This is a genomic window from Streptomyces sp. NPDC032721 (genome assembly GCF_055579625.1).
This window is the reverse complement of the sequence record NZ_JBVIMX010000001.1, coordinates 764,104-789,181: the sequence shown is the minus strand read 5'-3', so window position 1 is coordinate 789,181 and position 25,078 is coordinate 764,104. Positions and strand designations below refer to the sequence as shown.

Sequence of the window (25,078 nt, the reverse complement as noted above, 5' to 3'; positions counted from 1 at the left end):
GGCCTGCTGTTCCGGCCTTGGGGCGCCTTGTGGCGCTTTCTCCCCGCCGTCTCGGGGAACGGCTGCACCCGCCACCCCATGCGGAGTACCCTTCCTTGATCGTTGACGATGGTCGGAAAAGCGTTCAGAAGGCGGTGCGTGGGTGAGCTCGGGAGGGCTGGAGCTACCCCCAGGTGACACGGGTCACGAGGGGGGCTCGGGCGACATCCCGCCCGGTACGGTCTCGCTCGCGCGGCCGGTGGAGATCGGCGCGGAACTGGACTGGGACACGGACGCCTGGAGCGAGGTGCGTACGCGCGCCCAGCGGGCCGGCCGTGCCTACATCTGGCTCAACCTGGTCGAGCAGCGGATGCGCGCCGTCGTCGCCGCCGTCCTGCGCCCGGTGTACGAACCGGTGCACGGCGAGGAGTGGGTGGTGGCCGCGGCGGGTCCCGCCGGACAGGAGTGGGTGCAGCGCGCCGTCGCAGTCCGCGAGGTCAGCCGCCGCAAGGGCTATCTGCTCGACCCCGCCGACGACAACATCCTCAGCTTCCTCACGCTGCCGCAGCTGCGCGAGCTGATGGTGCAGCACTGGCCGTGCTTCGAGCCGTACTACGACGACCGCAGGGACGTCGAACTCGCCCTGGACGAGCTGGAGGTCACCCGCAACGTCGTCTCCAGGAACAGGGCCCTGTCGGTGACCGTGCTCGCCCAGGCGGAGCGGGCGTCCGCCCGCCTCCTGGAGATCCTCGGCGCGGGCTCCGGCGCCCCGGCCGCCGACCGGCTGCCGGTGGACGCGGTCGAGGACCTGGTCGGCGACCGGTACGCGGACGTGGTCTCGGTCCACCCCGACCGGGTGAGGCTCCAGCGGCAGCTGCCCGCCGAGGACCTCTTCGGCGGGGCGCGCAGGGTCGACGCGATCGGCATAGGCCTCAACCTGCTGGTGCAGAACTTCTCCGGGCGGCGGCTGGTCAGGCTCGCCGAGGCGGGCTGCCGGGTGCGGCTGCTCTTCCTCAACCCGGCGAGCAGCTCCGTCAAACGGCGGGAGCGGGAACTCGGCCTGAAAAAGGGCGAGTTGAGCCGCTCGGTGGAGATGAACATCCTCCACATGCGGCGGGTGCGGGCCAGTCTCCGCGACCCCGGCGCCTTCCAGATCCAGGTCTTCGACGAGACGCCGCGCTTCACCGCGTACCTCGTCGACGGCGACGGCCCCGGCGGGCTGGCCGTCGTCCAGTCGTACCTGCGCAGGGCACGCGGCATGGAGGCACCGGTGCTGGTGCTGCGCGGCGGCGGGCGGGGCGGCCGCGACGGGGTGGTGCGGCACGGACAGGACACCGAGCACGGCCTGTTCGAGACGTACCGCGAGGAGTTCGAGGCGGTCTGGACGGACTCCCGGCCGGTCTCCTGACGATCTTCGTGGCCGGATTGTCAGTGCTGCGTGCGAGGGTGGTTCTCCGTTGGGGGAGCACATCGAAGGAGGCCCAGGACATGGGATGGCACGGGGAATCGCTGATCGGCTTCGACCTGGAGACCACGGGCACGGAGCCGCTGGAGTCGCGCATCGTGACCGCGGCGGTGGTCGAGGTGCGGGGCGGGGCCGTGACCGGTCAGCGGCTGTGGCTGGCCGATCCGGGGGTACGGATTCCGGCCCAGGCCTCGGCGATACACGGGATCAGCACCGAGCGGGCGACGGCGGAGGGGCGGCCGGCGGGGGAGGTCGCCGACGAGGTGGCCGGGCTGCTGGTGGAGAACTGGGCGCGCGGCGTTCCGGTGGTCGCGTACAACGCCGCCTTCGACCTGACGCTCCTCTCGGCCGAACTGGCCAGACACGGTCTGCCCGCACTGGGGGACCGGATGGCCGCGCTGACGGGTGACGGGGGGATCGGCCCCGTCGTGGACCCGCTCACCATCGACCGGGCGGTGGACCGCTACCGGCGCGGCAAGCGCACGCTGGAAGCGGTGTGCGTGGAGTACGGGGTGGTGCTGGACGGGGCGCACGAGGCGTCGGCGGACGCGCTGGCGGCGGTCCGGGTGGCCCTGGCGATAGCGGAGCGGCACCCTTCGATCGCCGCCCTCCCGCTGGCCGACCTCCACCAGGAGCAGGTGCGGTGGTACGCGGACTGGGCGATCGGCTTCCAGGACTTCCTGCGCAAAAAGGGCACTCCGGATGCGGTGATCGACCCGACCTGGCCCCTGCGGGCCCCGGCCCCGGTCTCCACCACGAACTGACCCGGGCGGCAGCGAAGTCCCGGCAGCAGGGTCAGAACGGGTACCAGCGGACCTTGGGGTCGTTCTCCCTGAGCGAGGTCACCCGGCGCCGGAACTCGGCGAGCGCCTTCGGGTTGGTCGGCGCGTGCTGGGCGACCCAGGCACAGCTCGCCGTCTCGCGGGCGCCGCGCAGCACCGTGCAGCCGTCCCACTCGCGGACGTCCCAGCCATAGGTGGTGACGAACGCGTCGTACGCCTCGGCCGGCAGGCCGTAGCGGTCCCGGGAAAGAGCCATGACCACCAGGTCGTGCTCGCGGAAGTCGAAGGAGAAGGTCTCCAGGTCGACGAGGACCGGACCCTCGGGGCCGACCAGGACGTTGCGGGGGAGCGCGTCGCCGTGGATCGGCCCGGGCGTGAGGTGCGGGTTCAGGGCGGCGGCCGCCGTGGCGAAGCCGTCCCGGCGCCCGCGCAGGTACACCGCGTCCTCGGCGTCGATCGCGTCACCGGCCAGCCGCAGCCAGCGCTCGACCCCGTCCAGGAGTTCGCGCGGCGGCAGGGCGAACGGCGGGGCCGGCAGGGCGTGCACCAGGTTCAGGAGCGCGGCCACATCACGCGGCTCGGAGGGCCGGACCGCCTCGGGCAGCTTGTGCCAGAGGGTCACCGGGTGGCCGTCCACCAGCCAGGGCTTCGACGCGGCCGGACGCACCGCGGGAATTCCGGCCGTGGCCAGCCACTCCCCGACGGCCAGTTCGCGCTCCGCGCGGGCCGCCAGATCGGGGGAGTCCCGTCCCACCTTCGCGACGAAGGAACCGTCCGGGCCCGTCACGGCGAACACCGCGTTCTCGCCCAGGGACAGCAGCTTCGCCCCGGCGGCAAGCCCGGTCGCCTCCAGCACCTCGCGTGCGCGCGTCTCGTCCATCGTCGTGCTCTCCGTTATGGCATGGGCCCCGGATGCCGGTGGTCCCGGATTGTCGGGGAACGGGTGGTGAATCCGTCAAAGTCTCGCATCCGTGCAGGCAGACGTGCCGATTGGCTTGACGAACAGACGGGGCGTCAGCACGATGACGGAGGCCGCCCGGGCGGCCAGACCGGTACAAGCAGCCTGAACTGCCCTAAGGAGCCGAATTCGTGTCATTGGCTACTGAAAAGGGGCAGTCGGGGAGACCCGGCCGACCAGCAGGGAGACCGGCAGGGCGGAAGGAGGGACGAGGGACCGACTTCGGCACCTGGTTCCTGGTGCTGCCCGCCCTCATCCCCATCCTCATCCTCAGCGTCGGCCCTCTGCTTTACGGCATCGCCCTCGCCTTCACCGACTCCCAGTCCGGCCGCACCGCCCCCACCCAGTGGATCGGCGCCCTCAACTTCCAGGACCTGCTGCACGACACCCTCTTCTGGGACTCGTTCCGGATCGGCCTGCTGTGGGCGGTCGGTGTCACCGTTCCCCAGTTCCTGCTGGCCATGGGCCTTGCCCTGCTGCTCAACCAGAACCTCCGCTTCCGCTGGCTGGCACGCGCCCTGGCGATCGTCCCGTGGGCCATGCCCGAGGTCGTCGTCGGCATCATGTGGCGCCTGGTCTACAACCCCGACGCGGGCATCCTCAACGAAACGCTGCGCAACCTGGGCCTCGGCGAAGGCCGCGACTGGCTGACCGGCCTGGCCACCGCCCTGCCCGCCGTGATCCTCGTCGGCATCTGGGCCGGCATGCCGCAGACCACCGTCGCCCTGCTCGCCGGACTCCAGAACACCCCGCACGAACTGCACGAGGCCGCCGCCCTCGACGGTGCGGGGGCCTGGCGCCGGTTCCGTACCGTCACCTGGCCCGCCCTCAAGCCCATCGCGCTCTCCATCACCGCGCTCAACTTCATCTGGAACTTCAACTCCTTCGCCCTGGTCTACGTCCTGACCAGCGGCGGACCCGGCGGCCGGACCCGGCTGCCGATGCTCTTCGCGTACGAAGAGGCCTTCCGGTACGGCCAGTTCGGATACGCCGCCGCGATGGGCTGTGTGATGGTCGCGGTCATCTCCGTACTGCTCGCCGTGTTCCTGGTGGGCCGGCTCAAGGGAGGCGAGGACAGTTGAGCCTCCGTACCAGCAGACCCGCACGCGCCGGACAGTACCTCGCGCTCCTCGCGTACCTGGTCTTCCTCGCGTTCCCGTTCCTGTGGCTGATCTCCACGTCGTTCAAGTCCCCGCGCGAGCTCGGTGATCTGCACCCGACCTGGATCCCCAAGGACCCGAGCCTCGACAACTACCGGCAGGCCTTCGAGGAACAGCCGCTGCTCCAGGCCGCCCTCAACAGTCTGGTCGCCGCCCTGGCCGCCGCCCTGATCGCCGTCCTCATCGCCACCCCGATGGCGTTCGTGATGGCCCGCCACCGCTCCCGGCTGACCCGCGCAGCGACCGGCTGGGTCGTGGTCAGCCAGGCGTTCCCGTTCGTCCTGGTGATTATTCCGCTGTTCCTGATCCTGAAGAACCTGCACCTGATCAACTCGCTGCCCGGCCTGATCATGGTGTACGTCGTCTGGTCGCTGCCCTTCGCGCTGTGGATGCTCGTCGGGTACGTCCGCGCGGTCCCCCACGAGCTGGAGGAGGCCGCCGCCGTCGACGGCGCGAGCAAGCTCCGTACCCTCGTCTCGGTCACCGCACCGCTGCTCGCACCCGGTCTCGTCGCCACCGCGCTGTTCGCGTTCATCACCGCATGGAACGAGTTCTTCTTCGCGCTCGTCCTGCTCAAGTCCCCGGAGAAGCAGACCTTGCCGGTCATCCTGACGCACTTCATCGGTACCGAGGGCGTCGCCGACCTCGGCCCGCTGGCCGCAGCCGCCTTCCTCGCCACCCTGCCCTCCCTGGTGATCTTCTCGGTCATCCAGAAGCGGATCACCGGCGGCATGCTGGCCGGGGCGGTGAAGAGCTGATGCGCACCACGCCCTGGCTTCCGGCGGCCCTCTGCGGGGTCCTGCTCCTCTCCGGCTGCGCGGCCACCGACCGGGGCCCCGACAAGGACGGCGTGATCACGCTCCGCTTCCAGTCGCTGGCCTGGCAGAAGGAGTCCGTCGACATCAACAAGCAGCTGGTGAAGGAGTGGAACGCGGCCCACCCCAAGGTCCGCATCGAGTACGTCCAGGGCAGCTGGGACAACGTCCACGACCAGCTCCTCACCTCCTTCGAGGGCGGCGAGGCGCCCGACATCATCCACGACGCCTCCGACGACCTCGCCGACTTCTCCTACGGCGGCGACCTCGCCGACCTCACCCCCTACCTGACGGGACCCCTCGCCCGGCTGAAGAAGGACGTCCCGCAGCGGAGCTGGCAGACCGCGACCTTCGACGAGAAGGTGTACGGCGTCCCCTTCCTCCAGGAGCCGCGCGTCCTGATCGCCAACGCCAAGCTGCTCAGGACGTCGGGCGTACGGATCCCCACGCCCGCGAAGCCGTGGACCTGGCAGGAGTTCCGGCAGGTCACCAAGAAGCTGACCGCCGACATGGGCGACAAGAAGTACGGCGTCGCCTGGCCGCTGAAGGAGCCGGTCTCCGCCACCCTCAACCTGGGGCTGACGGCGGGCGGCGAGCTGTTCCACAAGGGCGACGACGGGAAGTTCCAGGTCCGCTTCACCGAGGGCGACGCGGTCGTGCCCGGCACCGTCCACGACCAGGTCAACACCGACCGCTCCGCCTCCTCCGCCACCCTCGGCATGGGCGGCTCCGACACCCTGCCCGGGTTCTTCGGCGGCAAGTACGCGATGGTCCCGCTCGGCTTCTCCTACCGCCAGCAGATCAACGAGCAGGCACCCGAGGGCTTCGAGTGGACCGTGCTGCCCGCCCCGGCGGGCCGCGACTGGCTCGCCCAGGGCGTCAGCCCGCAGACGCTGTCGGTGGCCGAGGACAGCCCGTACAAGAAGGAGGCGGTCGAGTTCATCGACTTCTTCCTGCGGCCGGCGAACATGGTGCGCCTCGCCAAGGGCGACTGGATGCTGCCGACCGGCACCGAGGCCCTCAAGGACCCGGCGCTGCACGCCGAGAAGGACGGCTGGGCCACCGGCACCGCCCTCGCCGCACACCTGCGGGCGGCCCCCGCACAGGAGGTGCGCGGCTACCCGGAGTGGAAGGACAAGGTCGCCACGCCCGCGTACCAGGAGTACTACAGCGGAGCCATCGACGAGGCGGCGCTGCGCCAACGCCTGGAGAAGGACGGCAACTTGGTGCTCGCCCGCTACCAGCGCTGAGGAGGACCCGTACGGAAAATCGCTTGCACGAGACGTCTCGTCTCGCCTACGGTGTGCGCATGACTGCCACGCCCCGCACGGGCACACCCCGCGCCGCCGCCCATATCGCCATGTTCTCCGTCGCCTTCCCCGGCCACGTCAATCCGAGCCTCGAAGTCGTACGGGAGCTGGTCGCGCGGGGTCACCGGGTGAGCTACGCGATCCCCGCCCCGTACGCCGACAAGATCGCCGCCACCGGCGCCCGGCCGGTGATCTACACCTCGACCCTGCCGGACGAGAACGCCGACCCGGAGGTCTGGGGCACCGAACTCATCGACAACCTCGAACCGTTCCTGGAGAACGGCATCCACGCACTGCCGCAGCTGATCGAGGCCTTCGAGGGCGACGAGCCCGACCTCGTCATCCACGACATCACCGGCTACCCGGCCCCGATCCTCGCCCACCGCTGGGGCGTCCCCGCGATCTCCCTGTCGCCGAACATGGTCGCCTGGAAGGGGTACGAGGAGGAGGTCATGGCCCCGATGTACGCAAGCCTCCTGGAGACCGAGCGGGGGCAGGCGTACATGACCCGCTTCGGCGACTGGCTGCGGGAGAACGACATGCCCGCGGACGACTTCTTCCAGTTCATCGCCCCCACCCGCTCCCTCGTCCTCATCCCCAGGGCCCTCCAGCCGAACGCGGAGCGGGTCGACGAGAGCATCCACACCTTCGTCGGCGCCTGCCAGGGCGAGCGCGCGGACCAGGGGGAGTGGCACCGCCCGTCCGACGCGCAGAAGGTCGCCCTGGTCTCGCTCGGCTCGTCGTTCACCAAGCAGCCCGCCTTCTACCGCGAGTGCCTGAAGGCCTTCGGGGAGCTGCCCGGCTGGCACCTGGTGCTCCAGATCGGCAAGTTCGTCCAGGAGTCCGAGCTCGGCGAGATTCCGGCCAACGTCGAAGTCACGCACTGGGCACCGCAGTTGAGCATCCTCAAGCAGGCCGACCTGTTCATCACGCACGCCGGTGCAGGCGGCAGTCAGGAGGGGCTGGCCACCGCCACGCCGATGATCGCGGTCCCGCAGGCCGTCGACCAGTTCGGTAACGCCGACATGCTCCAGGGGCTGGGCGTGGCCAAGCGCATCGACACCGAGGACGCCACCGCCGAACTCCTGCGCAGCACCGCGCTCGACCTCACCTCGGACCCCGAAGTGGCACGCAGGCTCCAGGAGATCGCGCGCGAGATGGCGGCGGAGGGCGGCACCCAGCGGGCCGCCGACCTCATTGAGGCGGAACTCCCCTAAAGGAAGCACGCCATAATCCATCCGCAATTGAGGAGATGAAGAGAAGAAGTGAAGGAGCCCGGCCCTTGCGATATTCGCAAGGGCCGGGCTTTTTGTGAAGAGGTGAACTGACTTCAAAGTAAGCCCAGTCGGCAATCTGTCCGACTCGGCCCGCGCTGTCCCCATTTTTGATTACGGATTTTTGTTTAATGGATTACGGCCGTATGGAGGTCTTGATCTGACGCCGTCAATCCGCCAGTGTTTCGACCCAACCCCCGGAGGACTTCCGGTCCTTGGGGGGTACCCCCACATTTTCCCCCCACAAAAGAATGGCGAGGAGTCTCCTCTTCATGGCCATACACAAGACCAAGCTGATCGCGGCGATAACCACCGTTGCCGCCGTGGCAGGCATGACCGCCCTCACCGCCCCCACGGCTGGTGCGGCCCCGGCCGAAGGCATCATCTACGGTGCGAACGCCGAAGGCGCGGTAGCGGGCAGCTACATCGTGACGCTCGACCAGAAGGCGGACAAGCAGGCCCTCGCCAAGAACTACGGCGGCGAACTGAAGCGCAACTACAACGCCGCCATCAACGGCTTCTCCGCCTCTGGCCTCACCGAGACCGAGGCCAAGCGGCTGGCCGCCGACCCGGCCGTCTCCAAGGTCGTGCAGAACAAGAAGTTCACCGCCGACGCCACTCAGGACAACCCGCCGTCGTGGGGCATCGACCGCATCGACCAGGCCGACACCGCCGGGGACAAGAAGTACACCTACCCCGACAGCGCCGGCGAGGGCGTCACCGCGTACGTCATCGACACCGGCGTCCGGATCACCCACAAGGACTTCGGCGGCCGCGCGGTCTCCGGCTTCGATGCCATCGACAACGACGACAACGCCGACGACGGCAACGGCCACGGCACCCACGTCGCCGGCACCATCGCGGGCGAGGCCCACGGCGTCGCCAAGAAGGCGAAGATCGTCGCCGTCCGCGTCCTCGACGACTCTGGCTCCGGCACCACCGAGCAGGTCGTCGCGGGCATCGACTGGGTCACCAAGAACCACAAGGGCCCCTCCGTCGCCAACATGAGCCTCGGTGGCGGTGTCGACCCGGTCCTCGACGAAGCTGTCCAGAAGGCCATCGCCTCCGGAGTCACCTTCGGCGTGGCCGCCGGAAACGACGCCAGCGACGCCAAGGACTCCTCCCCGGCCCGCGTCCCGGAGGCCATCACGGTCGCCTCGTCGGTCAACGACGACAGCCAGTCGGACTTCTCCAACTTCGGCTCGGTCGTGGACATCTACGCCCCCGGCTCGGACATCACCTCGGCGTGGAACGACAGCGACACCGGCACCAAGTCCATCTCCGGTACGTCGATGGCAACGCCGCACGTGGTCGGCGCGGCAGCCGTCTACCTGGCCGGCCACAAGGACGCCACCCCGGCCCAGGTCGGCGAGGCCCTGACCGCTGGCGCCACCCCGGACAAGATCACCAACCCGTCCGCGGGAACGCCGAACAAGCTCCTCAAGGTCGTCGAGTAGCCACCGGCAGCACCATCTGAGGAACCTCAACACCGAGGAACCGAGGAACCGAAGAACCGACAACTCGGCCGCCGTGCTCTCCCCCCACGGAGCACGGCGGCCGATTGTCAGTCCCGGGATCTATCGTCGAGGCATGACGAACAGGACCGGGACGACGACGAAGAAGTACGCAGCCCTGCTGCGCGGCGTCAATGTGGGCGGCGCCAAAGTGCCGATGGCCGAACTCCGCACCGTGCTCGACGAGTTGGGTCATACAGACGTAGTCACCTATCTCAACAGCGGCAACGCCGTCTTCGGCGCGGACGCCGCCGCCTCCGAGGACGACCTCGCCCGCGACCTCGAAACCGCCGTCGAGAAGCACTTCGGCCTCAAGGTCCCGATCCTGGTCCGCGACCACGCATACCTGAGCGCGGTGGCCGACGCCTGCCCCTTCCCGGCCGCCGAACTGGAGGGCAGACAACTCCACGCGACTTTCTACGCCGCACCCCTGGACCCGGACCGATTCGCCGCACTGGACAGGGCGGCTTACCTCCCCGAGGAATTCGCCCTCGGCGAGCGGGTCGTCTATCTCTACGCCCCGAACGGCCTCGGCCGCTCCAAACTCGGCGAAGCCCTCGCCAAACCCGCCCTCAACAAGGGCCTGACCGCCACCAGCCGCAACTGGAACACCGTGGTGAAAATGATCGCCCTCACCGCCCCGTGACGGGCCCGCACTCCCTCGGGCATGATCGTCGGACGACAAGCGACCAGCCAGGGGGACACATGCGGTACATCGTCATCGGCGCCGGTGCGGTGGGCGGCACCATCGGCGGACGCCTGGCCGAGAACGGCCACGAAGTGGTCCTCGTGGCGCGCGGCAGCCACCTCGCGGCACTGCGCGACACCGGCCTGCGGCTCACCACCCCGGAGGGGACGCGCACCCTGCGGCTCCCCTGCGCGGCCGGGCCCGAGGACGTCGGCCTCCGCCCCGACGACGTACTCGTCCTGGCGGTCAAGACCCAGGACAGCATCGCCGCACTCGACGCGTGGAGCGGACGGCCGGTCGCCGGCGGGGGCACCGCGGGTGAACTGCTGCCCGTGGTCTGCGCCCAGAACGGGGTCGAGAACGAGCGCCTCGCCCTGCGCCGCTTCCGCCGGGTGTACGCGATGTGCGTCTACCTCCCGGCCACCTTCGTCGAGGACGGCGCGGTGTCGGCGGCCGGAGACCCGGTGACCGGCATCCTGCACCTCGGCCGTTACCCCGAGGGCGCCGACGACACGGCCCGCGCGATAGCCGCCGACCTGGAGAAGTCGTGCTTCCTGGCACCGGTGGTGCCCGACCCGATGCGCTGGAAGTACGCCAAGCTGCTGCACAACCTCGTCAACTCCCTGAACGCGGTGTCCGGCACGGACGGCCTCCAGTCCCCGGCGGGCCGCTCCCTGGTGGCCCGTGCGCTGGCGGAAGGCAGGGAAGCACTGACGGCAGCGGGCATCGCCGTGGCGAGCGACGCCGAGGAGGAGGCGGCCAGGGGCGGCCGGATCGCCATGGTCAAGCTCGACGGCAAGGAGCCGGGCGGCGGCTCGTCCTGGCAGAGCCTGGTACGCGGCACCGGCAGCATCGAGGCCGACCACCTGAACGGCGAGATCGTCCTGCTCGGCAGGGAGCACCGGGTGCCGACACCGGTGAACGAGGTACTGCTGCGACTCGCGAACGACTTCGCCAGGGAACGGCGGGCGGCGGGCTCGATGCCTGCGGAGGAAGTGGCGGCCCACGTAGCGGCGGCGGAAGAGCGAGCAGCCGAAATGGCCCAGCGGGACGCGGGCTGAATGGACCGGGATTCCGGGCCGCTCCATGCCTAGGGTCGCAGTCATGACGACAACGACCTCGGTGGACTTCTACTTCGACCCCGCGTGCCCCTTCGCCTGGATCACCTCCCGCTGGATGCTGGAGGTCGAGAAGCACCGCGACATCCTGCTCCGGTTCCGCCCGATGAGCCTCTACCTGCACAACGAGGGCAACGAACTGCCCGACTGGTACCGGGAACTGGTCGACAAGTCGATCGGCCCCGTACGGGTTGCCGTCGCAGCCGCCGAGCAGGCGGCGGAGCGAGCGGGGGCAGGCGCGGGGGAGGGCGCGGCGGAAGGCGCCGAGGACGCCGTCCTGCGCGACCTCTACACCGCCTTCGGCACGCGCATCCACCAGGAGAAGAACAAGGACTTCGACGAGGTGATCGCGCAGTCGCTCGCGGAACTGGGCCTGCCTGCCCGGCTGGCGGACGCCGCGCACTCCGCCGAGTACGACGAAGCGGTACGCCGCAGCCACCGGGCGGGCTTCGACCCGGAAGCGGACGGCTACGTCGGCACGCCGACCATCCACGTCGACGGAACCGTGTGGTTCGGCCCCGTACTCCAGTCGATCCCCCGGGGCGAGGAGGCCGCACGGCTCTTCGACAGCTTCCGGGTGATGGCCAACCACCAGGGGTTCTTCGAGCTGAAGCGCACCCGCGCGGGCAAGCTCGACTTCAGCTGAGGCTGAGGCAGCCCGCGCCGCCCCGGGACTACGCCGCCACCGGCACCCGCGCCCCCGCCTCCTCGTACCGGTGCAGCACCAGCCGCGCCAGTTCCCACGAGGCGCCCAGCACCCCGGCCAGTACGTCCGCCCCGGCCGCGCCCCGCGCGATCCGGTCCGGCAGCCGGCCGGGGGCCAGGACGTACGGGGCCACGGCCACCCGCCGCACCCCCGTCGCCCTCAGTTCCCGTACGACGTCCTCCGTACGGGGCAGTGCCGCGGAGGCGAACGCAGGCCGCACGGCACACCAGCCGGTGTGCCGCAGCTCCCGCGCGATTTCAGCGATCACTGCGATCGCCTCCGGGTCGGTGGAGCCCGCCGAGGCAAGGACGACCCCGGTCGAGCTCTTGTCGGTGGGCCGCAGCCCGGCCTCGTACAGCCGCCGCTCCACGGCGGACAGGAGGAGCGGGGACGGGCCCAGTACGTCCGCACGGGTGACGTGCAGCCGGGGGTGCCTGGCCCCGGCCTCCCGCAGCACGGCCGGGATGTCCGACTTGGCGTGGAAGGCGCGGGTGAGCAGGAGCGGCAGCGCGACGACCTCGCGCACCCCCTCGGCGTCCAGGCGGTCCAGCTCGTCCGGTACGGAAGGGGAGTCGAAGTCCAGGAAGGACACCTCCACCCGGGTCCCCGGCCGCTGCTCGCGCACCCGCGCGGCCAGCGCCCGTACGGTCGCCGCGTGGCGGGGGTCGCGGCTGCCGTGGGCGATGAGCAGGAGGACGGGGCCGGAGGAGTCGTACATGAGGGGGATCAGCTCCTGACGAGGAGGCCGCGGCTGCGCAGCACGCGACGCTCCAGGGGAGAGAAGAACAGCAGGTCGATGCCGATGCCGACGATCAGGATGAGGATGATCGTGGCGAGCACGCCGGACATGTCGCTGTTGATGCGGAAGTTTTCCATCAGCTGGCCGAGTCCGGTGCCCAGGTCCGGCGAGTTGGCGATCAGCTCGGCCGCCATCAGGGACCGCCAGGAGAACGCCCAGCCCTGCTTGAGTCCGGCCAGATAGCCCGGCAGCGCGGCCGGGAGCAGAACGTGGCGGACACTGTCGAGGCCACGCGCACCGAGGGTGCGGCCCGCCCGCAGGTAGAGCGGCGGGATCTGGTCGACGCCGGAGACCAGGCCGTTCGCGATCGAGGGGACCGCGCCCAGCAGCACCACCGCGTAGATCGTCGCGTCGGTCAGGCCGAACCAGATGATCGCGGCCGGCACCCAGGCGACGGAGGGCAGCGACTGGAGGCCGGAGAGGATCGGGCCGATCGCCGCCCGCACCACCTTCACCCGGGCCACCAGCAGCCCCAGCGGCGTACCGATGGCGACGGCGACCACGAAGCCGAGGGCGCCGCGCGAGATGCTGGTCCAGATGTAGCCCAGCAGGGTGCCGTCGAGCCACATCGTCTCGACGGCCTTCCACACGTCGAGCGGACCCGGCAGGACGTAGTCCGGCTTGAGGTCGGAGGCCGCCGCGAGCTGCCAGACCGTCAGGACGAGGACGACGGCGACGAGCGGCGGGACGACCTTGGCGAGGACGATCCGGCCCAGACCGACGCGCTCGCGCGCCGGACCCGACTCCAGGGCGTCGAGGCCCGCTTCGAGCCCGGCCAGGCCGGTGGTGCCGCCCGAAGTGTCTTCGCCGGCGGCCTTCCCGGCCTTTTCGGCCGACCCGCCCGGCCCGGTCGCCTCGGTGGCCGTGGTCGTCGTCTCAGTGCTGGCCATGTCGGCGGATCTCCCCACGCAGCTGTTCGGTGATCTCTACGGACAGGTCGGCCACCGCGGGGTCCTCGATGCGGCGCGGTTGCGGGATGTCGACCTGCCACTCGCGCGCCACCCGTCCCGGGCGGGACGACAGCAGCACGACGCGCTGCGCGAGCCGTACCGCCTCGCGCACGTTGTGCGTGACGAAGAGGACGGAGACGGACGTCTCGGCCCAGATCCGGGTCAGTTCCTCGTGCAGGACGTCCCGGGTGATGGCGTCCAGTGCCGCGAACGGCTCGTCCATCAGGAGGAGTTGGCTGTCCTGCGCGAGCGCCCTGGCGAGCGCGACGCGCTGGCGCATGCCGCCCGAGAGCTCGTGCACCCGCTTCCCGTACGCACCCTTCAGCCGTACGAGTTCCAGCAGCCGCTCCGCCTCCGGGCGGCGGTCCGCCTTCGGCACGCCGCGCAGCTTCAGCGCGAGCTCGATGTTCTTGCCCGCGGTCAGCCACGGGAACAGGGCATGCTCCTGGAACATCAGCGCCGGGCGCCCGCCCGGTACGTCGATGGCCCCGCTCGACGGCTTGTCGAGCCCGGCCACCAGGTTGAGCAGCGTCGACTTGCCGCAGCCGGAGGCTCCCAGGAGGGTGACGAACTCACCCGGCGCGACATCGAGGGTGATGTCGTCCAGTACGAGCTGTCCGCCCGCGCCGGGCCTGCCGAACGACTTCGAGACGTGGTCGATGCGCGCGGCGTACGACGACGCTCCGCCGGTGACCGGGACAGCGGCTGCCGGTACGTCCTGCTTGGCGAGTGCGGTGGCCATGGGTCTCACCTCCTGGGGGTTGCTGCGGTGACGAACTGCGGTGGTGCGGGGCTTACTTGACGCCGAGACCCGCATCGTCGACGGCCGGCTTGCCCGCCGCCTTGAGGACCTTGTTCAGCGGACGCAGGTCGTAGATGCCGTCCAGCAGCGGCTCCTTGAGCAGACCGGCCTTCACCGCGTGCTGGGCCTCGTCGCGCAGGGTGGAGGCCAGCGGGTCGTCGATCACCTCGACGTTCTTGAACGCCCGGTCGAGTACCTTCGCGGGCAGCTCCTTGCCGGAGTCCGCCTTCAGCTTGGCGTTGACGCTGGCCTTGGCCTTGTCCGGGTTGGCCTTGATCCACGCGTTGGTGTTGACCGAGCCGCGCAGTACGGCCTCGACGACGTCCGGGTGCTCCTTGAGGAACTTCTGCGAGACGATGATGTTCGTGATGACGAACTTCTCGTCCTTCCACAGCTTCTTCTCGTCGAGCAGCACCTTGCCGCCCGCGTCGACCAGCCGGGCAGCGGTCGGCTCCGGGACCCAAGCACCGTCGATGGCACCGGACTTGAAGGAGTTCGGGATCTCCTTGTTGTCCTGCCGCAGAACGGTGACGTCGCCCTTTCCGGTGGCCGCGTCGACCTTGTGGCCCTTCTCGGAGAGGTAGTTGAGGAGCGCCACGTCCTGGGTGTTGCCGAGCTGCGGGGTGGCGATGCGCTTGCCCTTGAGGTCGTTCAGGGACTTGATCTTGTCGCCGTTGACGACCAGGGAGACCCCGCCGGACGCGGAGCCGCCGACGATACGGAGGTTCTGGCCCTTGGACTTGCTGAAGCCGTTGATGGAGGGGGAGGGGCCGATCCAGCCGATGTCGATCGCACCGGCGTTCAGCGCCTCGATCTCGGAGGGGCCGGCGTTGAAGACCTGGGACTTGATCCTCGTACCGCCCAACTCCTTCTGGAACAGGCCTTCCTGGAGGCCTGCCAGGGCGGTGGCGTGGGTGACGTTGGCGAAGTAGCCGATCTTCACCTCGTCGAGGCCGCCGGTCTTCGCGCCCTTGGCGACGGGTGCGGTCTTGTCCTCGCTCTTGGCCTGGGATCCGTAGCCGCAGGCGCCGAGCACGCCGACCAGCAGGGGCAGGGCGGCGACGGCGGCCAGTGAGCGGCGCAGGGTGGTGCGACGGGCAGTCATGGTGATGGGTCCTCAGGTCTTCGCTTGTGCGGCTCGCGCGGCTGCCGGTGCGGCGGGCGCGGCGCGTACGGGGGAAACGGGGAGCACGGGGAAAAGGAGCATCGGTGGCCGGGGGCGTACGTCATCGCGCACATCGCCCGACCCCGCCCTGCCCGCTGCCGAGGGTGCCGCTGCCGATCCGGCCGCCCTCCTTCGCGAAGGACGCGTACACATCGATGGTCGTCGTCATGGTCAGAAGTCCCAGCCCTCGTCGTCCGCGGCGGAGTCGGCGGAACCGGCGGAGCCGTCCGGCTTCGCGGCGGCGGCCGCGAAGGACTCGCCCGCCATGCCCGCCGCCAGCGTCGTGCCGTCCGCCGGGTCGATCAGGAGGAAGGAGCCGGTGCGCCGCGAGTCCACGTACGCGTCTAGTGCGAGCGGCTCCGCCGTGCGGACCACGACCCGGCCGATGTCGTTGGCGACCAGCTGCCCGGGGGCCGGGTGCTGGGAGAGGTCGTCCAGGGTGAGCCGGGACGGGATGTCCTTGACGATCGCCTTGACGGTGCGGGTGGTGTGCTTGAGCAGCACCCGCTGGCCCACCGAGAGCGGCTGGTCGGCGACGTGGCAGACGGTCGCCTCGACGTCCTGCGTCGGCGCCGGGGCGTCCGAGCTCGGCGCGATCAGATCACCGCGCGAGACGTCGATGTCGTCCGCCAGGCGCAGCGTCACCGACTGCGGCGCCCACGCGATGTCCACGGACCGGCCCAGTGCGTCGATGCCCTCGATGGTGCTCGTACGGCCCGACGGCAGCACGGTCACCCGCTCGCCGACCCGGAACGCGCCGGCCGCGATCTGGCCCGCGTAACCCCGGTAGTCGGGGTGCTCGGCGGACTGCGGGCGGATCACGTACTGGACCGGGAAGCGGGCGTGGCAGGCGGTCAGGTCGTGGGCGACCGGCACCGTCTCCAGGTGCTCCAGGACGGTCGGACCGCCGTACCAGTCCATGTGCGCCGACGGCTCGACGACATTGTCCCCGGCGAGCGCCGAGATCGGGATCGCGGTGATCTCCGGAACGCCCAACTCGCTGGCGTACGCGGTGAATTCACGGGCGATGTCGGCGAAGACGGGCTCCGCGTAGTCGACCAGGTCCATCTTGTTGACGGCCAGCACCACGTGCGGGACGCGCAGCAGGGCGGCCACCGCGGCGTGCCGGCGGGTCTGCTCGACGACCCCGTTGCGGGCGTCGACCAGGACCACGGCCAGCTCGGCGGTGGACGCGCCGGTCACCATGTTCCGGGTGTACTGCACGTGCCCGGGGGTGTCGGCCAGGATGAACCGGCGCCGGGCCGTCGCGAAGTAGCGGTACGCCACGTCGATGGTGATGCCCTGCTCCCGCTCGGCCCGCAGCCCGTCGGTCAGCAGCGCCAGGTCCGGCGCGTCCTGGCCCCGGCTCAGCGACGCCTGCTCGACGGCCTCCAGCTGGTCGGTCAGCACCGACTTGGAGTCGTGCAGCAGCCGTCCCACGAGGGTCGACTTGCCGTCGTCCACGGAACCCGCGGTCGCGAAGCGAAGAAGGGTGGTGGTGCTCAACTGCTCTGCCACTGTGGTCATGGTTAGAAGTACCCCTCGCGCTTGCGGTCTTCCATCGCGGCCTCGGACATCTTGTCGTCGGCCCGTGTCGCGCCCCGCTCGGTGAGCCGGGACGCCGCGATCTCGGTGATGACCTGCTCCAGCGTCGTCGCGTCCGAGTCGACGGCGCCGGTGCAGGACATGTCGCCGACGGTGCGGTAGCGGATCAGCCGCGTCTCGACCGTCTCCGACTCCTTCGGGCCGCCCCAGTCGCCCGCGGTCAGCCACATGCCGTTGCGGGCGAACACCTCGCGCTCGTGCGCGTAGTAGATCTCCGGGAGTTCGATCTCCTCCCGCTCGATGTACTGCCACACGTCCAGCTCGGTCCAGTTGGACAGCGGGAACACCCGGACGTGCTCGCCGGGGGCGTGCTTGCCGTTGTAAAGCTGCCACAGCTCGGGGCGCTGGCGGCGCGGGTCCCACTGCGAGAACTCGTCACGCAGCGAGAACACCCGCTCCTTCGCGCGCGCCTTCTCCTCGTCGCGGCGCCCGCCGCCGAACACCGCGTCGAACCGCATCTCCTGGATCTTCTCCGTCAACGGCAGGGTCTGGAGGGGGTTGCGGGTGCCGTCGGGGCGCTCGCGCAGCACACCCCGGTCGATGTAGTCCTGTACGGAGGCGACGTGCAGCCGCAGCCCGTGCCGCGCCACCGCCCGGTCCCGGTACTCCAGGACCTCGGGAAAGTTGTGCCCGGTGTCCACGTGCAGCAGCGAGAAGGGGACCGCCGCGGGGGCGAACGCCTTCAGCGCCAGGTGCAGCATGACGATCGAGTCCTTGCCGCCGGAGAAGAGGATCACCGGCCGCTCGAACTCACCCGCCACCTCGCGGAAGATGTGCACCGCCTCGGACTCCAGCGAGTCCAGGTGGCTCAGTGCGAACGGGCTGCCGAGACTCTCGTCGTCGGCGGTGACGGCGCTGGTCGTCATGCCAGACCCCTCTCGGTGAGCAGCGCGTGCAGGGCCGCGGCGGACTCCTGCACGGACTGGGTGTGCGACTCGATGCGCAGGTCCGGCTCGGCGGGTGCCTCGTAGGGGTCGTCCACCCCGGTGAGGCCCGAGATCTCGCCGGCCGCCTGCTTGGCGTACAGCCCCTTCACGTCCCGTACGGAGCACACCTCGACCGGCGTCGCGACGTGCACCTCCAGGTACGCGGTGCCCTCGGACTGGTGCCGCTTGCGGACCGCCTCGCGGCTGGCGGCGTACGGGGCGATGACCGGGGCCAGCGCCAGCACACCGTTGCGGGCGAGGAGTTCGGCCACGTAACCGATCCGCTGGACGTTGGTGTGCCGGTCCTCGCGGGTGAAGCCGAGCCCGGCGGAGAGGAACTCGCGGATCTCGTCCCCGTCGAGCACCTCCACCCGGCGGCCCTCGGCGCGCAGCCGCTCGGCGAGCGCGTAGGCGATGGTGGTCTTGCCGGCGCTGGGCAGGCCGGTGAGCCAGATGGTGGCTCCGGTCACGGTGGTCTCCCGAGGGGTCTGGCTGTCCTGGCTGTCCGTCATCCGTGCAGCCCGCATTCGGTCTTGCCGCGTCCGGCCCAGCGTCCGGCCCTGGCGTCCTCGCCCGCCAGCACCCTGCGGGTGCAGGGCGCGCAGCCGACGGACGCGTAGCCGTCCATGAGGAGGGGGTTGGTCAGGACGCCGTGCTCGGCCACGTAGGCGTCGACGTCGTCCTGCGTCCAGCGGGCGATGGGCGACACCTTCACCTTGCGGCGCTTCTCGTCCCAGCCGACGACCGGGGTGTTCGCCCGGGTCGGGGACTCGTCGCGGCGCAGTCCGGTCGCCCAGGCGTCGTACGAACTCAGGCCGTCCTCAAGGGGCTTGACCTTGCGCAGCGCGCAGCACAGGTCCGGGTCGCGGTCGTGCAGCCGGGGACCGTACTCGGCGTCCTGCTCGGCGACGGTCTGCCGCGGGGTGAGCGTGATGACGTTGACGTCCATCACCGCGTCCACCGCGTCGCGGGTGCCGATGGTCTCCTCGAAGTGGTAGCCGGTGTCGAGGAACACCACGTCGACACCGGGGAAGGCGCGCGAGGCGAGGTGGGCGACGACCGCGTCCTCCATCGAGGAGGTCACGCAGAACCGGCTGCCGAAGGTGGCGGTGGCCCACTTGAGGATGTCGAGCGGGGAGGCGTCTTCGAGGTCGCGTCCGGCCTGCTCGGCCAGTGCGCGCAGATCTTCCTGAACGACTGTCATATTCCTTCCCCTTCGGTCGAGTTGGTCGAGTTGGACGAGGAGACGGTGGTCGTGGTGACGCCCCGGGAGAGGAGACCCAGGTACTTCAGCTGGAACGCCCGGTTGCAGGAGTGGCACTCCCAGGCGCCGTGCCCGGTCTCGTTGGGCCGCAGGTCCTCGTCACCGCAGTACGGGCAGTGGAACGGGGCCGCCCGCTCGCTCACGACAGGTCTCCGTCCGCCGCACGCGTCACCCAGGTGGCGAACCGCTCGCCGTCCTCGCGCTGGTCCTGGAAACGGGTCAGGACGCGCTCCACGTAGTCGGGCAGCTCGGCCGAAGTGACCTTCAGGCCACGGACCTTGCGACCGAACCCGGCCTCCAGGCCGAGCGCGCCGCCCAGGTGCACCTGGAAGCCCTCCACCTGGTTGCCGTCGGCGTCCAGCATCAGCTGGCCCTTGAGACCGATGTCCGCGACCTGGATACGGGCGCAGGCGTTCGGGCAGCCGTTGATGTTGATGGTGAGCGGCTCGTCGAACTGCGGGATACGGCGCTCCAGTTCGTCGATCAGCGAGGCGCCGCGCGCCTTCGTCTCGACGATCGCCAGCTTGCAGAACTCGATGCCGGTGCAGGCCATCGTGCCGCGCCGGAACGGCGAGGGGGTGACCCGCAGGTCCAGCGACTCCAGACCGGAGACGAGCGACTCGACCTGGTCCTCGGCGACGTCGAGCACGATCATCTTCTGCTCGGCGGTGGTACGCAGCTGGCCCGAGCCGTGCCTGCCGGCCAGCTCCGCGATCTTCGTCAGCGTCGATCCGTCGACCCGGCCGACGCGCGGGGCGAAGCCGACGTAGAACCTGCCGTCCTTCTGCGGGTGGACCCCGAGGTGGTCGCGCCACGTCCCGGCGGGCTGCTGGGGGGCGGGCCCGTCGCTGAGCTTGCGCTTCAGGTACTCGTCCTCCAGGACCTGGCGGAACTTCTCCGGGCCCCAGTCCGCGACCAGGAACTTCAGCCGGGCGCGGTTGCGCAGCCGGCGGTAGCCGTAGTCGCGGAAGATGCCGATCACCCCGCCGTAGACGTCCGGCACGTCCTCCAGCGCCACCCAGGCCCCCAGCCGTACGCCCAGCTTGGGGTTGGTGGAGAGCCCGCCGCCGACCCACAGGTCGAAGCCGGGGCCGTGCTCGGGGTGCTCTACGCCGACGAAGGCGATGTCGTTGATCTCGTGCGCCACGTCCAGCTGCGGCGAACCGGAGATCGCCGACTTGAACTTCCGGGGGAGGTTGGAGAACTCCGGGTTGCCGATGAAGCGGCGGTAGATCTCGTCGATGGCGGGGGTGCCGTCGATGATCTCGTCCACGGCGATGCCCGCGACCGGCGAGCCGAGGATGACGCGCGGGGTGTCGCCGCACGCCTCGGTCGTCGACAGGCCGACGGCCTCCAGACGGCGCCAGATCTCCGGCACGTCCTCGATGCGGATCCAGTGGTACTGGACGTTCTGCCGGTCGGTGAGATCGGCCGTGCCCCGGGCGAACTCCTGCGAGATCTCGCCGATGACCCGCAACTGCTCGGTGGTCAGCCGTCCGCCGTCGATGCGCACCCGCAGCATGAAGTACTCGTCGTCCAGCTCCTCCGGCTCCAGGATCGCGGTCTTGCCGCCGTCGATGCCGGGCTTGCGCTGGGTGTACAGGCCCCACCAACGCATGCGTCCGCGCAGGTCGTTGGGGTCGATCGAGTCGAAACCGCGCTTGGAGTAGATCGTCTCAATGCGTGTCCGCACATTGAGACCGTCGTCGTCCTTCTTGAACTGCTCGTTGCCGTTGAGAGGCGTGTGGTGCCCTACGGCCCACTGGCCTTCGCCACGGTGGCGTCCGGCCTTGCGGCGGGCGGTGGCAGCAGCACCCGCGGCGGGCTTCTCTGGGGTGGCAGGCATGGCGATACGTCCTTCGGGGGTGCGAGCGGTCTTCGGAGAACTCGCGGGCAGGCGGCTCTGACCTGCACACTCGCGCAAAAGCGGCGGGTGGGTGCGCAGACATGCTGAAAGGCGGTGAGGCGGGGGGATGCGAAGGGGGAAGTGCGGCAGTGCTGGGCTGTCAGCAGGCCGGACAGATGGCGCTGGACATGCGGCCGAGGTCGACGTGACGTCGACTCACCAAGGCAACTCCAGCGGTATCCATGGCGGAAGCGTGGCACGGGCATCTCGGGCCAGTCCACCGTTGTCCGCGATGTGGACGAGACTGTCCCGAAATGTGGGACGGTGTGTCACCGGTCACGTCCGCGCGAAATGGTCGTACAGGGGGAAAGCGGGGCGGATCGGTCGCCCCGCTTTCCCTCATTCGATCGAGCCGGATCCCACCGTGGACCCGGGAGACCCGTGAAGGGGCTCAGGCGTGGGCGCCCGGCCACGGGCCCGGGTTGGCCACCTCCGCCTCGGGCTCCTCCTTCGTGTCGAAGAGCCGGAACCCGCGCTTCAGGTAGTTGTCCATGGCGTGCGGACCGTCCTTCGAGCAGGTGTGCAGCCAGACCCGCTTGGTGGGGGTCCGGCCCGGGTGCCGCTCGGCCAGGTCCCAGGCGCGCTGGATCCCGTACGAGAGGAGATGACCGCCGATCCGCCTGCCGCGGAACGCCGGGATGAGCCCGAAGTAGACGACCTCGACGACGCCGTCCTCCTGGGCCTCCAGTTCGACGTACCCCGCCGGGGTCCCCCTGTCGTACGCCACCCAGGTCTCGGCGCCCGGCCGGTCCACGACCCGCTGCCACTGCTCGTACGACCAGGGCAGCCGGTCCGTCCACCCGATGTCGCCACCGACGGCGGTGTACAGGAACCGGCTGAGCTCCGGGGACGGCACCTCGGCGCGGACGATCCGCAGGGCGTCGCCCGGCGGGGGCGGGACGGGTGTGTGGTCGGCGGGGGAGGTCTGTTCCAGCGACCAGGTGGTCACGGTGACGGTGCGGTTGTTCATGGGCCTCAGGGAATCACGGCCCCCAAAGCGGGCCGCACGCACGGGCTCAGATCTCCACCCTGGCCCGCTCCACCACCGCCCCCAGGTCCAGGCTCGACGGCAGCGTCCCGAAGGCCGCCCCCCAGTCGCCGCCGAGGCGCGAGGCACAGAACGCGTCGGCGACCTCGGGCGGCGCCCAGCGCACCAGCAGCGACCCCTGGAGCACCAGCGCCATCCGCTCCACGAGACGCCGTGCCCGGCCCTCGATGCCGTCCAGGTCGGCCAGCTCGGTCAGGAGGTTCTTGATCGCGCCGTCCAGCCGGTGGTCGGCGCCGCGCGCCTGGCCGACCTCGGCGAGGAACGCGTTCAGCGCCGTGGGCTCGCGCTGGAGGGCGCGCAGGACGTCCAGCGCCTGGACGTTGCCGGAACCCTCCCAGATGGAGTTCAGCGGGGACTCGCGGAGCAGCCTGGGCATCCCGGACTCCTCGACGTACCCGTTGCCGCCCAGGCACTCCAGGGCTTCCGCCGCCACCGGGGTGCACCGCTTGGTCACCCAGTACTTGGCCGCCGGGACGGCGAGCCGCAGCAGCGCCCGGTCCTGCTCTGTGTCGCTGTCGTACGCCGCCGCCAGCCGCAGCGCGAGAGTGGTCGCGGCCTCCGACTCCAGGGCGAGGTCCGCCAGCACGTTGCGCATCAGCGGCTTGTCGATCAGCTCGCCGCCGAAGGCCCTGCGGTGCGCCGCGTGATGGGTGGCCTGGGCGACCGCCTGCCGCATCAGGGCCGCCGAGCCGATCACACAGTCGAGCCGGGTCGCCGCCACCATCCCGATGATGGTGCGCACCCCGCGCCCCTCCTCGCCGACCAGCCGCCCCCACGTCCCGTCGAACTCGACCTCGCTGGACGCGTTCGACCTGTTGCCGAGCTTGTCCTTGAGGCGCTGGATACGGAAGACGTTGCGCGTGCCGTCCTCCAGCACGCGCGGCACCAGGAAGCAGCTCAGCCCGCCCGGTGCCTGCGCGAGCACCAGGAAGCCGTCGCTCATCGGCGCCGAGCAGAACCACTTGTGCCCGGTCAGCACGTACTCGCCGTCGACGCCGGTCGGCGCCGCCTCGGTCGTGTTCGCCCGTACGTCGCTGCCGCCCTGCTTCTCCGTCATGCCCATGCCGAACAGGACGCCCGGCTTGCGTGCCGCCGGCAGCAGCTCCTGCCCGTACACGGACGAGGTCAGCCGGGGCTCCCAGAAGGCGGCCAGCGAGGGGTCGGCGCGCAGCGCGGGCACCGCCGCGTGGGTCATCGACACCGGACAGCCGTGGCCGGCCTCCGCCTGGGTCCACACCAGGAACCCGGCGGCCCGGCGGACGTGCCCGTTCGGGCGGCCCCAGGCGCCGGTCAGCCCGGCGGAGACGGCGTGGCCGAGCAGCCGGTGCCAGGACGGGTGGAACTCGACCTCGTCGAGCCGGTTCCCGTACCGGTCGTGGGTGCGCAGCTTCGGCGGATTCTCGTTCGCCTGCACCCCCCACTCCTGTACCTGGGCGGAGCCCGCGGCCTGTCCGAGCGAGGTCAGTTCCTCCCGTACGCCGTCCAGGAGAGCGGCGTCGGTGTGCCGGGCGACGGCCTCGGTGAGCGCCCGGTCCGTGCCGAAGACGTCGTACCCCACCAGGGGCGGGGGCTGATTGGTCACTGTGTGGGTGGTGGCTGCCATGCCGATACGGTAAGGAGGTGCAGGCAGCAAAGGAAACACCCGAACGGCCCCGGAAACACCGGCGGGAGAATCGGCTCCACCGGGCTCGCGTTCTCTACCGCAACGTATCGAAGCGCAAGCTGGCCTGGCTGCTGCTCAAGGACACCGTCAACAGCTGCATCGAGTACCGCATCCTCGGCCTCGCCGCCGAGGCCGCCTTCTTCACCCTGCTGTCGCTGCCGCCCCTGCTCCTGGGTCTGCTCGGGCTGCTGGGATACATCGACAACTGGACGGCGACCGAGACGGTCAAGTCCATCGAGGAGAACATCCTCGGCGCGTCGAACGCGGTGCTCTCGGAGCGGGGGGTGAACGAATTCGCGAAACCGCTGCTGGAGGACGTCACCCGGGAGGGCCGCCCCGACGTCATCTCCATCGGCTTCGCCATCGCCCTGTGGTCCGGGTCGCGCGCCGTCAACGTCTTCATCGACACCATCACCGTGATGTACGGGCTCGACGGCCACCGGGGCATCGTCAAGACACGCCTGCTGGCCTTCCTCCTGTACGTGGTCGCGCTGCTGATCGGGGCGGTGGTGCTGCCCCTGATGGTGGTCGGCCCCGACCGGGTGGTGGCGCTGGTCCCCTTCGGCACCGAGGTCATCAGCGTCCTGTACTGGCCGCTGGTGATAGTGCTCTCGGTGGTCTTCCTGACGACGCTCTACCACGTGTCCGTGCCGGTGCGCTCCCCGTGGGTGGAGGACGTACCGGGCGCGCTGATCGCCCTGGGCATGTGGGTGCTCGGCAGCTTCCTGCTCCGCATCTACGTCACCAGCACGGTCGAGGGCGGCACCATCTACGGGTCGCTGGCCGCGCCCATCGCGGTCCTGCTGTGGATCGGCGTCTCCGCCTTCGCCGTGCTGGTCGGCGCCGCCGTCAACGCGGCCATCGACCGGGTCTGGCCGTCGGTCGCGACGGCCGCCGCCCGCGCCGAGAACGACCGGCTGCGGACGGTGCAGGCGGCGGAGGTGATAGCGCGTGCGCGGGCTGCGGAGGCGGAGAGCGCGGCGGCGGGGCGGGCCGAGGACGAGGAGGACTTCGAGGACGGGGAGGGGGAGTGGACCGGGGCCAACCCGGACATGCCCTCGGAGTTCCCGGAACGGTGGTCGCGGTTCCTGCCACCGGACGACGTCAAGGCCCACCTGCACAGCCCTCGGGAGTCCCGGGAGAAGGCCCAGGGCCAGGCTTCGGACACCGGTTCGGACTAG

General features: G+C 70.4%; 25 protein-coding genes. 11 read left to right on the top strand and 14 right to left on the bottom strand.

The window, feature by feature from the left end:
- The first annotated feature begins 142 nt into the window (after window positions 1-142).
- Together ACZ5PB_RS03360 and ACZ5PB_RS03355 are read left to right on the top strand one after the other, a co-directional pair.
- Complete coding sequence (locus ACZ5PB_RS03360) at window positions 143-1,387, top strand: SAV2148 family HEPN domain-containing protein (RefSeq protein ID WP_468687337.1); 1,245 nt, start codon at window positions 143-145, stop codon at window positions 1,385-1,387.
- Between the two features lie 80 nt (window positions 1,388-1,467).
- Window positions 1,468-2,208, top strand: a complete 741-nt coding sequence (locus tag ACZ5PB_RS03355) for an exonuclease domain-containing protein (RefSeq protein WP_468687335.1) — start codon at window positions 1,468-1,470, stop codon at window positions 2,206-2,208.
- Between the two features lie 31 nt (window positions 2,209-2,239).
- Here the strand turns inward: ACZ5PB_RS03355 and ACZ5PB_RS03350 are convergent, their stop codons facing one another.
- Window positions 2,240-3,106, bottom strand: coding sequence for a phosphotransferase enzyme family protein (locus ACZ5PB_RS03350; RefSeq protein WP_468687333.1), 867 nt, complete (start codon window positions 3,104-3,106; stop codon window positions 2,240-2,242).
- Between the two features lie 209 nt (window positions 3,107-3,315).
- Between ACZ5PB_RS03350 and ACZ5PB_RS03345 the strand changes: the two genes are divergently transcribed.
- The 8 genes from ACZ5PB_RS03345 to ACZ5PB_RS03310 all read left to right on the top strand — a co-directional run bounded on the left by ACZ5PB_RS03345 (window position 3,316) and on the right by ACZ5PB_RS03310 (window position 11,709).
- Window positions 3,316-4,266, top strand: coding sequence for a carbohydrate ABC transporter permease (locus ACZ5PB_RS03345; RefSeq protein ID WP_468687331.1), 951 nt, complete (start codon window positions 3,316-3,318; stop codon window positions 4,264-4,266).
- Window positions 4,263-5,102 (top strand): carbohydrate ABC transporter permease, encoded by an 840-nt coding sequence (locus ACZ5PB_RS03340; RefSeq protein WP_468687329.1) that lies wholly within the window; start codon window positions 4,263-4,265, stop codon window positions 5,100-5,102. Before ACZ5PB_RS03345 ends, ACZ5PB_RS03340 begins: the two co-directional genes overlap by 4 nt.
- On the top strand, window positions 5,102-6,409 hold the full coding sequence (locus ACZ5PB_RS03335) for an ABC transporter substrate-binding protein (protein WP_468687327.1): 1,308 nt from the start codon (window positions 5,102-5,104) through the stop codon (window positions 6,407-6,409). Before ACZ5PB_RS03340 ends, ACZ5PB_RS03335 begins: the two co-directional genes overlap by 1 nt.
- 59 nt (window positions 6,410-6,468) lie before the next feature.
- Window positions 6,469-7,686 (top strand): macrolide-inactivating glycosyltransferase, encoded by a 1,218-nt coding sequence (gene mgt, locus ACZ5PB_RS03330; RefSeq protein WP_468687325.1) that lies wholly within the window; start codon window positions 6,469-6,471, stop codon window positions 7,684-7,686.
- A gap of 329 nt (window positions 7,687-8,015) precedes the next feature.
- Window positions 8,016-9,200, top strand: a complete 1,185-nt coding sequence (locus ACZ5PB_RS03325; RefSeq protein WP_468687324.1) for a S8 family peptidase — start codon at window positions 8,016-8,018, stop codon at window positions 9,198-9,200.
- A gap of 133 nt (window positions 9,201-9,333) precedes the next feature.
- Complete coding sequence (locus tag ACZ5PB_RS03320) at window positions 9,334-9,903, top strand: DUF1697 domain-containing protein (protein ID WP_468687322.1); 570 nt, start codon at window positions 9,334-9,336, stop codon at window positions 9,901-9,903.
- Window positions 9,904-9,962: 59 nt separating this feature from the next.
- Window positions 9,963-11,006: a ketopantoate reductase family protein gene (locus ACZ5PB_RS03315; protein WP_468687320.1), complete on the top strand. Its 1,044-nt coding sequence runs from the start codon at window positions 9,963-9,965 to the stop codon at window positions 11,004-11,006.
- A gap of 43 nt (window positions 11,007-11,049) precedes the next feature.
- Window positions 11,050-11,709, top strand: a complete 660-nt coding sequence (locus ACZ5PB_RS03310) for a DsbA family protein (protein ID WP_468687318.1) — start codon at window positions 11,050-11,052, stop codon at window positions 11,707-11,709.
- A gap of 28 nt (window positions 11,710-11,737) precedes the next feature.
- On the opposite strand, the gene ACZ5PB_RS03305 is transcribed toward ACZ5PB_RS03310, so the two are convergent.
- The 13 genes from ACZ5PB_RS03305 to ACZ5PB_RS03245 form a co-directional block, all read right to left on the bottom strand.
- On the bottom strand, window positions 11,738-12,487 hold the full coding sequence (locus tag ACZ5PB_RS03305; protein WP_468687315.1) for a sirohydrochlorin chelatase: 750 nt from the start codon (window positions 12,485-12,487) through the stop codon (window positions 11,738-11,740).
- Window positions 12,488-12,495: 8 nt separating this feature from the next.
- A complete protein-coding gene (locus tag ACZ5PB_RS03300) occupies window positions 12,496-13,458 on the bottom strand; it encodes an ABC transporter permease (protein ID WP_468687313.1) in 963 nt (320 codons plus the stop codon).
- Complete coding sequence (locus ACZ5PB_RS03295; RefSeq protein WP_468687311.1) at window positions 13,445-14,260, bottom strand: ABC transporter ATP-binding protein; 816 nt, start codon at window positions 14,258-14,260, stop codon at window positions 13,445-13,447. The genes ACZ5PB_RS03300 and ACZ5PB_RS03295 overlap by 14 nt, the downstream gene beginning before the upstream one ends.
- A 52-nt stretch (window positions 14,261-14,312) precedes the next feature.
- Window positions 14,313-15,425: an aliphatic sulfonate ABC transporter substrate-binding protein gene (locus ACZ5PB_RS03290; protein WP_468687309.1), complete on the bottom strand. Its 1,113-nt coding sequence runs from the start codon at window positions 15,423-15,425 to the stop codon at window positions 14,313-14,315.
- A gap of 231 nt (window positions 15,426-15,656) precedes the next feature.
- Entirely contained in the window at window positions 15,657-17,012 is a 1,356-nt protein-coding gene (locus ACZ5PB_RS03285) for a sulfate adenylyltransferase subunit 1 (protein WP_468687307.1), read from the bottom strand.
- Window positions 17,013-17,014: 2 nt separating this feature from the next.
- Entirely contained in the window at window positions 17,015-17,956 is a 942-nt protein-coding gene (cysD, locus tag ACZ5PB_RS03280) for a sulfate adenylyltransferase subunit CysD (RefSeq protein ID WP_468687305.1), read from the bottom strand.
- On the bottom strand, window positions 17,953-18,528 hold the full coding sequence (gene cysC, locus ACZ5PB_RS03275; protein ID WP_468687303.1) for an adenylyl-sulfate kinase: 576 nt from the start codon (window positions 18,526-18,528) through the stop codon (window positions 17,953-17,955). Before cysC ends, cysD begins: the two co-directional genes overlap by 4 nt.
- On the bottom strand, window positions 18,525-19,220 hold the full coding sequence (locus ACZ5PB_RS03270) for a phosphoadenylyl-sulfate reductase (protein WP_468687300.1): 696 nt from the start codon (window positions 19,218-19,220) through the stop codon (window positions 18,525-18,527). The genes cysC and ACZ5PB_RS03270 overlap by 4 nt, the downstream gene beginning before the upstream one ends.
- Window positions 19,217-19,423, bottom strand: coding sequence for a hypothetical protein (locus tag ACZ5PB_RS03265; protein WP_468687298.1), 207 nt, complete (start codon window positions 19,421-19,423; stop codon window positions 19,217-19,219). The genes ACZ5PB_RS03270 and ACZ5PB_RS03265 overlap by 4 nt, the downstream gene beginning before the upstream one ends.
- Window positions 19,420-21,126, bottom strand: a complete 1,707-nt coding sequence (locus ACZ5PB_RS03260; RefSeq protein WP_468687296.1) for a nitrite/sulfite reductase — start codon at window positions 21,124-21,126, stop codon at window positions 19,420-19,422. Before ACZ5PB_RS03260 ends, ACZ5PB_RS03265 begins: the two co-directional genes overlap by 4 nt.
- A gap of 160 nt (window positions 21,127-21,286) precedes the next feature.
- Window positions 21,287-21,370, bottom strand: coding sequence for a putative leader peptide (locus tag ACZ5PB_RS03255; RefSeq protein WP_389244825.1), 84 nt, complete (start codon window positions 21,368-21,370; stop codon window positions 21,287-21,289).
- A gap of 207 nt (window positions 21,371-21,577) precedes the next feature.
- Complete coding sequence (locus tag ACZ5PB_RS03250) at window positions 21,578-22,156, bottom strand: GNAT family N-acetyltransferase (protein WP_468687295.1); 579 nt, start codon at window positions 22,154-22,156, stop codon at window positions 21,578-21,580.
- Window positions 22,157-22,202: 46 nt separating this feature from the next.
- A complete protein-coding gene (locus tag ACZ5PB_RS03245) occupies window positions 22,203-23,837 on the bottom strand; it encodes an acyl-CoA dehydrogenase family protein (RefSeq protein WP_468687292.1) in 1,635 nt (544 codons plus the stop codon).
- Window positions 23,838-23,854: 17 nt separating this feature from the next.
- On the opposite strand from ACZ5PB_RS03245, the gene ACZ5PB_RS03240 reads away from it, so the two are divergent.
- Window positions 23,855-25,078: a YihY/virulence factor BrkB family protein gene (locus tag ACZ5PB_RS03240; protein WP_468687290.1), complete on the top strand. Its 1,224-nt coding sequence runs from the start codon at window positions 23,855-23,857 to the stop codon at window positions 25,076-25,078.

What these genes read in the sequence shown, in the direction of transcription:
- ACZ5PB_RS03315 (WP_468687320.1), top strand. Translation starts at nt 9,963, where the DNA reads ATGCGGTACATCGTCATCGGCGCCGGTGCGGTGGGCGGCACCATCGGC.
- cysD (WP_468687305.1), bottom strand. Translation starts at nt 17,956, where the DNA reads ATGACGACCAGCGCCGTCACCGCCGACGACGAGAGTCTCGGCAGCCCG.
- ACZ5PB_RS03325 (WP_468687324.1), top strand. Translation starts at nt 8,016, where the DNA reads ATGGCCATACACAAGACCAAGCTGATCGCGGCGATAACCACCGTTGCC.
- ACZ5PB_RS03355 (WP_468687335.1), top strand. Translation starts at nt 1,468, where the DNA reads ATGGGATGGCACGGGGAATCGCTGATCGGCTTCGACCTGGAGACCACG.
- ACZ5PB_RS03255 (WP_389244825.1), bottom strand. Translation starts at nt 21,370, where the DNA reads ATGGATACCGCTGGAGTTGCCTTGGTGAGTCGACGTCACGTCGACCTC.
- ACZ5PB_RS03260 (WP_468687296.1), bottom strand. Translation starts at nt 21,126, where the DNA reads ATGCCTGCCACCCCAGAGAAGCCCGCCGCGGGTGCTGCTGCCACCGCC.
- ACZ5PB_RS03320 (WP_468687322.1), top strand. Translation starts at nt 9,334, where the DNA reads ATGACGAACAGGACCGGGACGACGACGAAGAAGTACGCAGCCCTGCTG.
- mgt (WP_468687325.1), top strand. Translation starts at nt 6,469, where the DNA reads ATGACTGCCACGCCCCGCACGGGCACACCCCGCGCCGCCGCCCATATC.
- ACZ5PB_RS03310 (WP_468687318.1), top strand. Translation starts at nt 11,050, where the DNA reads ATGACGACAACGACCTCGGTGGACTTCTACTTCGACCCCGCGTGCCCC.
- ACZ5PB_RS03295 (WP_468687311.1), bottom strand. Translation starts at nt 14,260, where the DNA reads ATGGCCACCGCACTCGCCAAGCAGGACGTACCGGCAGCCGCTGTCCCG.
- ACZ5PB_RS03250 (WP_468687295.1), bottom strand. Translation starts at nt 22,156, where the DNA reads ATGAACAACCGCACCGTCACCGTGACCACCTGGTCGCTGGAACAGACC.
- cysC (WP_468687303.1), bottom strand. Translation starts at nt 18,528, where the DNA reads ATGACGGACAGCCAGGACAGCCAGACCCCTCGGGAGACCACCGTGACC.
- ACZ5PB_RS03300 (WP_468687313.1), bottom strand. Translation starts at nt 13,458, where the DNA reads ATGGCCAGCACTGAGACGACGACCACGGCCACCGAGGCGACCGGGCCG.
- ACZ5PB_RS03285 (WP_468687307.1), bottom strand. Translation starts at nt 17,012, where the DNA reads ATGACCACAGTGGCAGAGCAGTTGAGCACCACCACCCTTCTTCGCTTC.
- ACZ5PB_RS03245 (WP_468687292.1), bottom strand. Translation starts at nt 23,837, where the DNA reads ATGGCAGCCACCACCCACACAGTGACCAATCAGCCCCCGCCCCTGGTG.
- ACZ5PB_RS03335 (WP_468687327.1), top strand. Translation starts at nt 5,102, where the DNA reads ATGCGCACCACGCCCTGGCTTCCGGCGGCCCTCTGCGGGGTCCTGCTC.
- ACZ5PB_RS03305 (WP_468687315.1), bottom strand. Translation starts at nt 12,487, where the DNA reads ATGTACGACTCCTCCGGCCCCGTCCTCCTGCTCATCGCCCACGGCAGC.
- ACZ5PB_RS03290 (WP_468687309.1), bottom strand. Translation starts at nt 15,425, where the DNA reads ATGACTGCCCGTCGCACCACCCTGCGCCGCTCACTGGCCGCCGTCGCC.
- ACZ5PB_RS03350 (WP_468687333.1), bottom strand. Translation starts at nt 3,106, where the DNA reads ATGGACGAGACGCGCGCACGCGAGGTGCTGGAGGCGACCGGGCTTGCC.
- ACZ5PB_RS03270 (WP_468687300.1), bottom strand. Translation starts at nt 19,220, where the DNA reads ATGACAGTCGTTCAGGAAGATCTGCGCGCACTGGCCGAGCAGGCCGGA.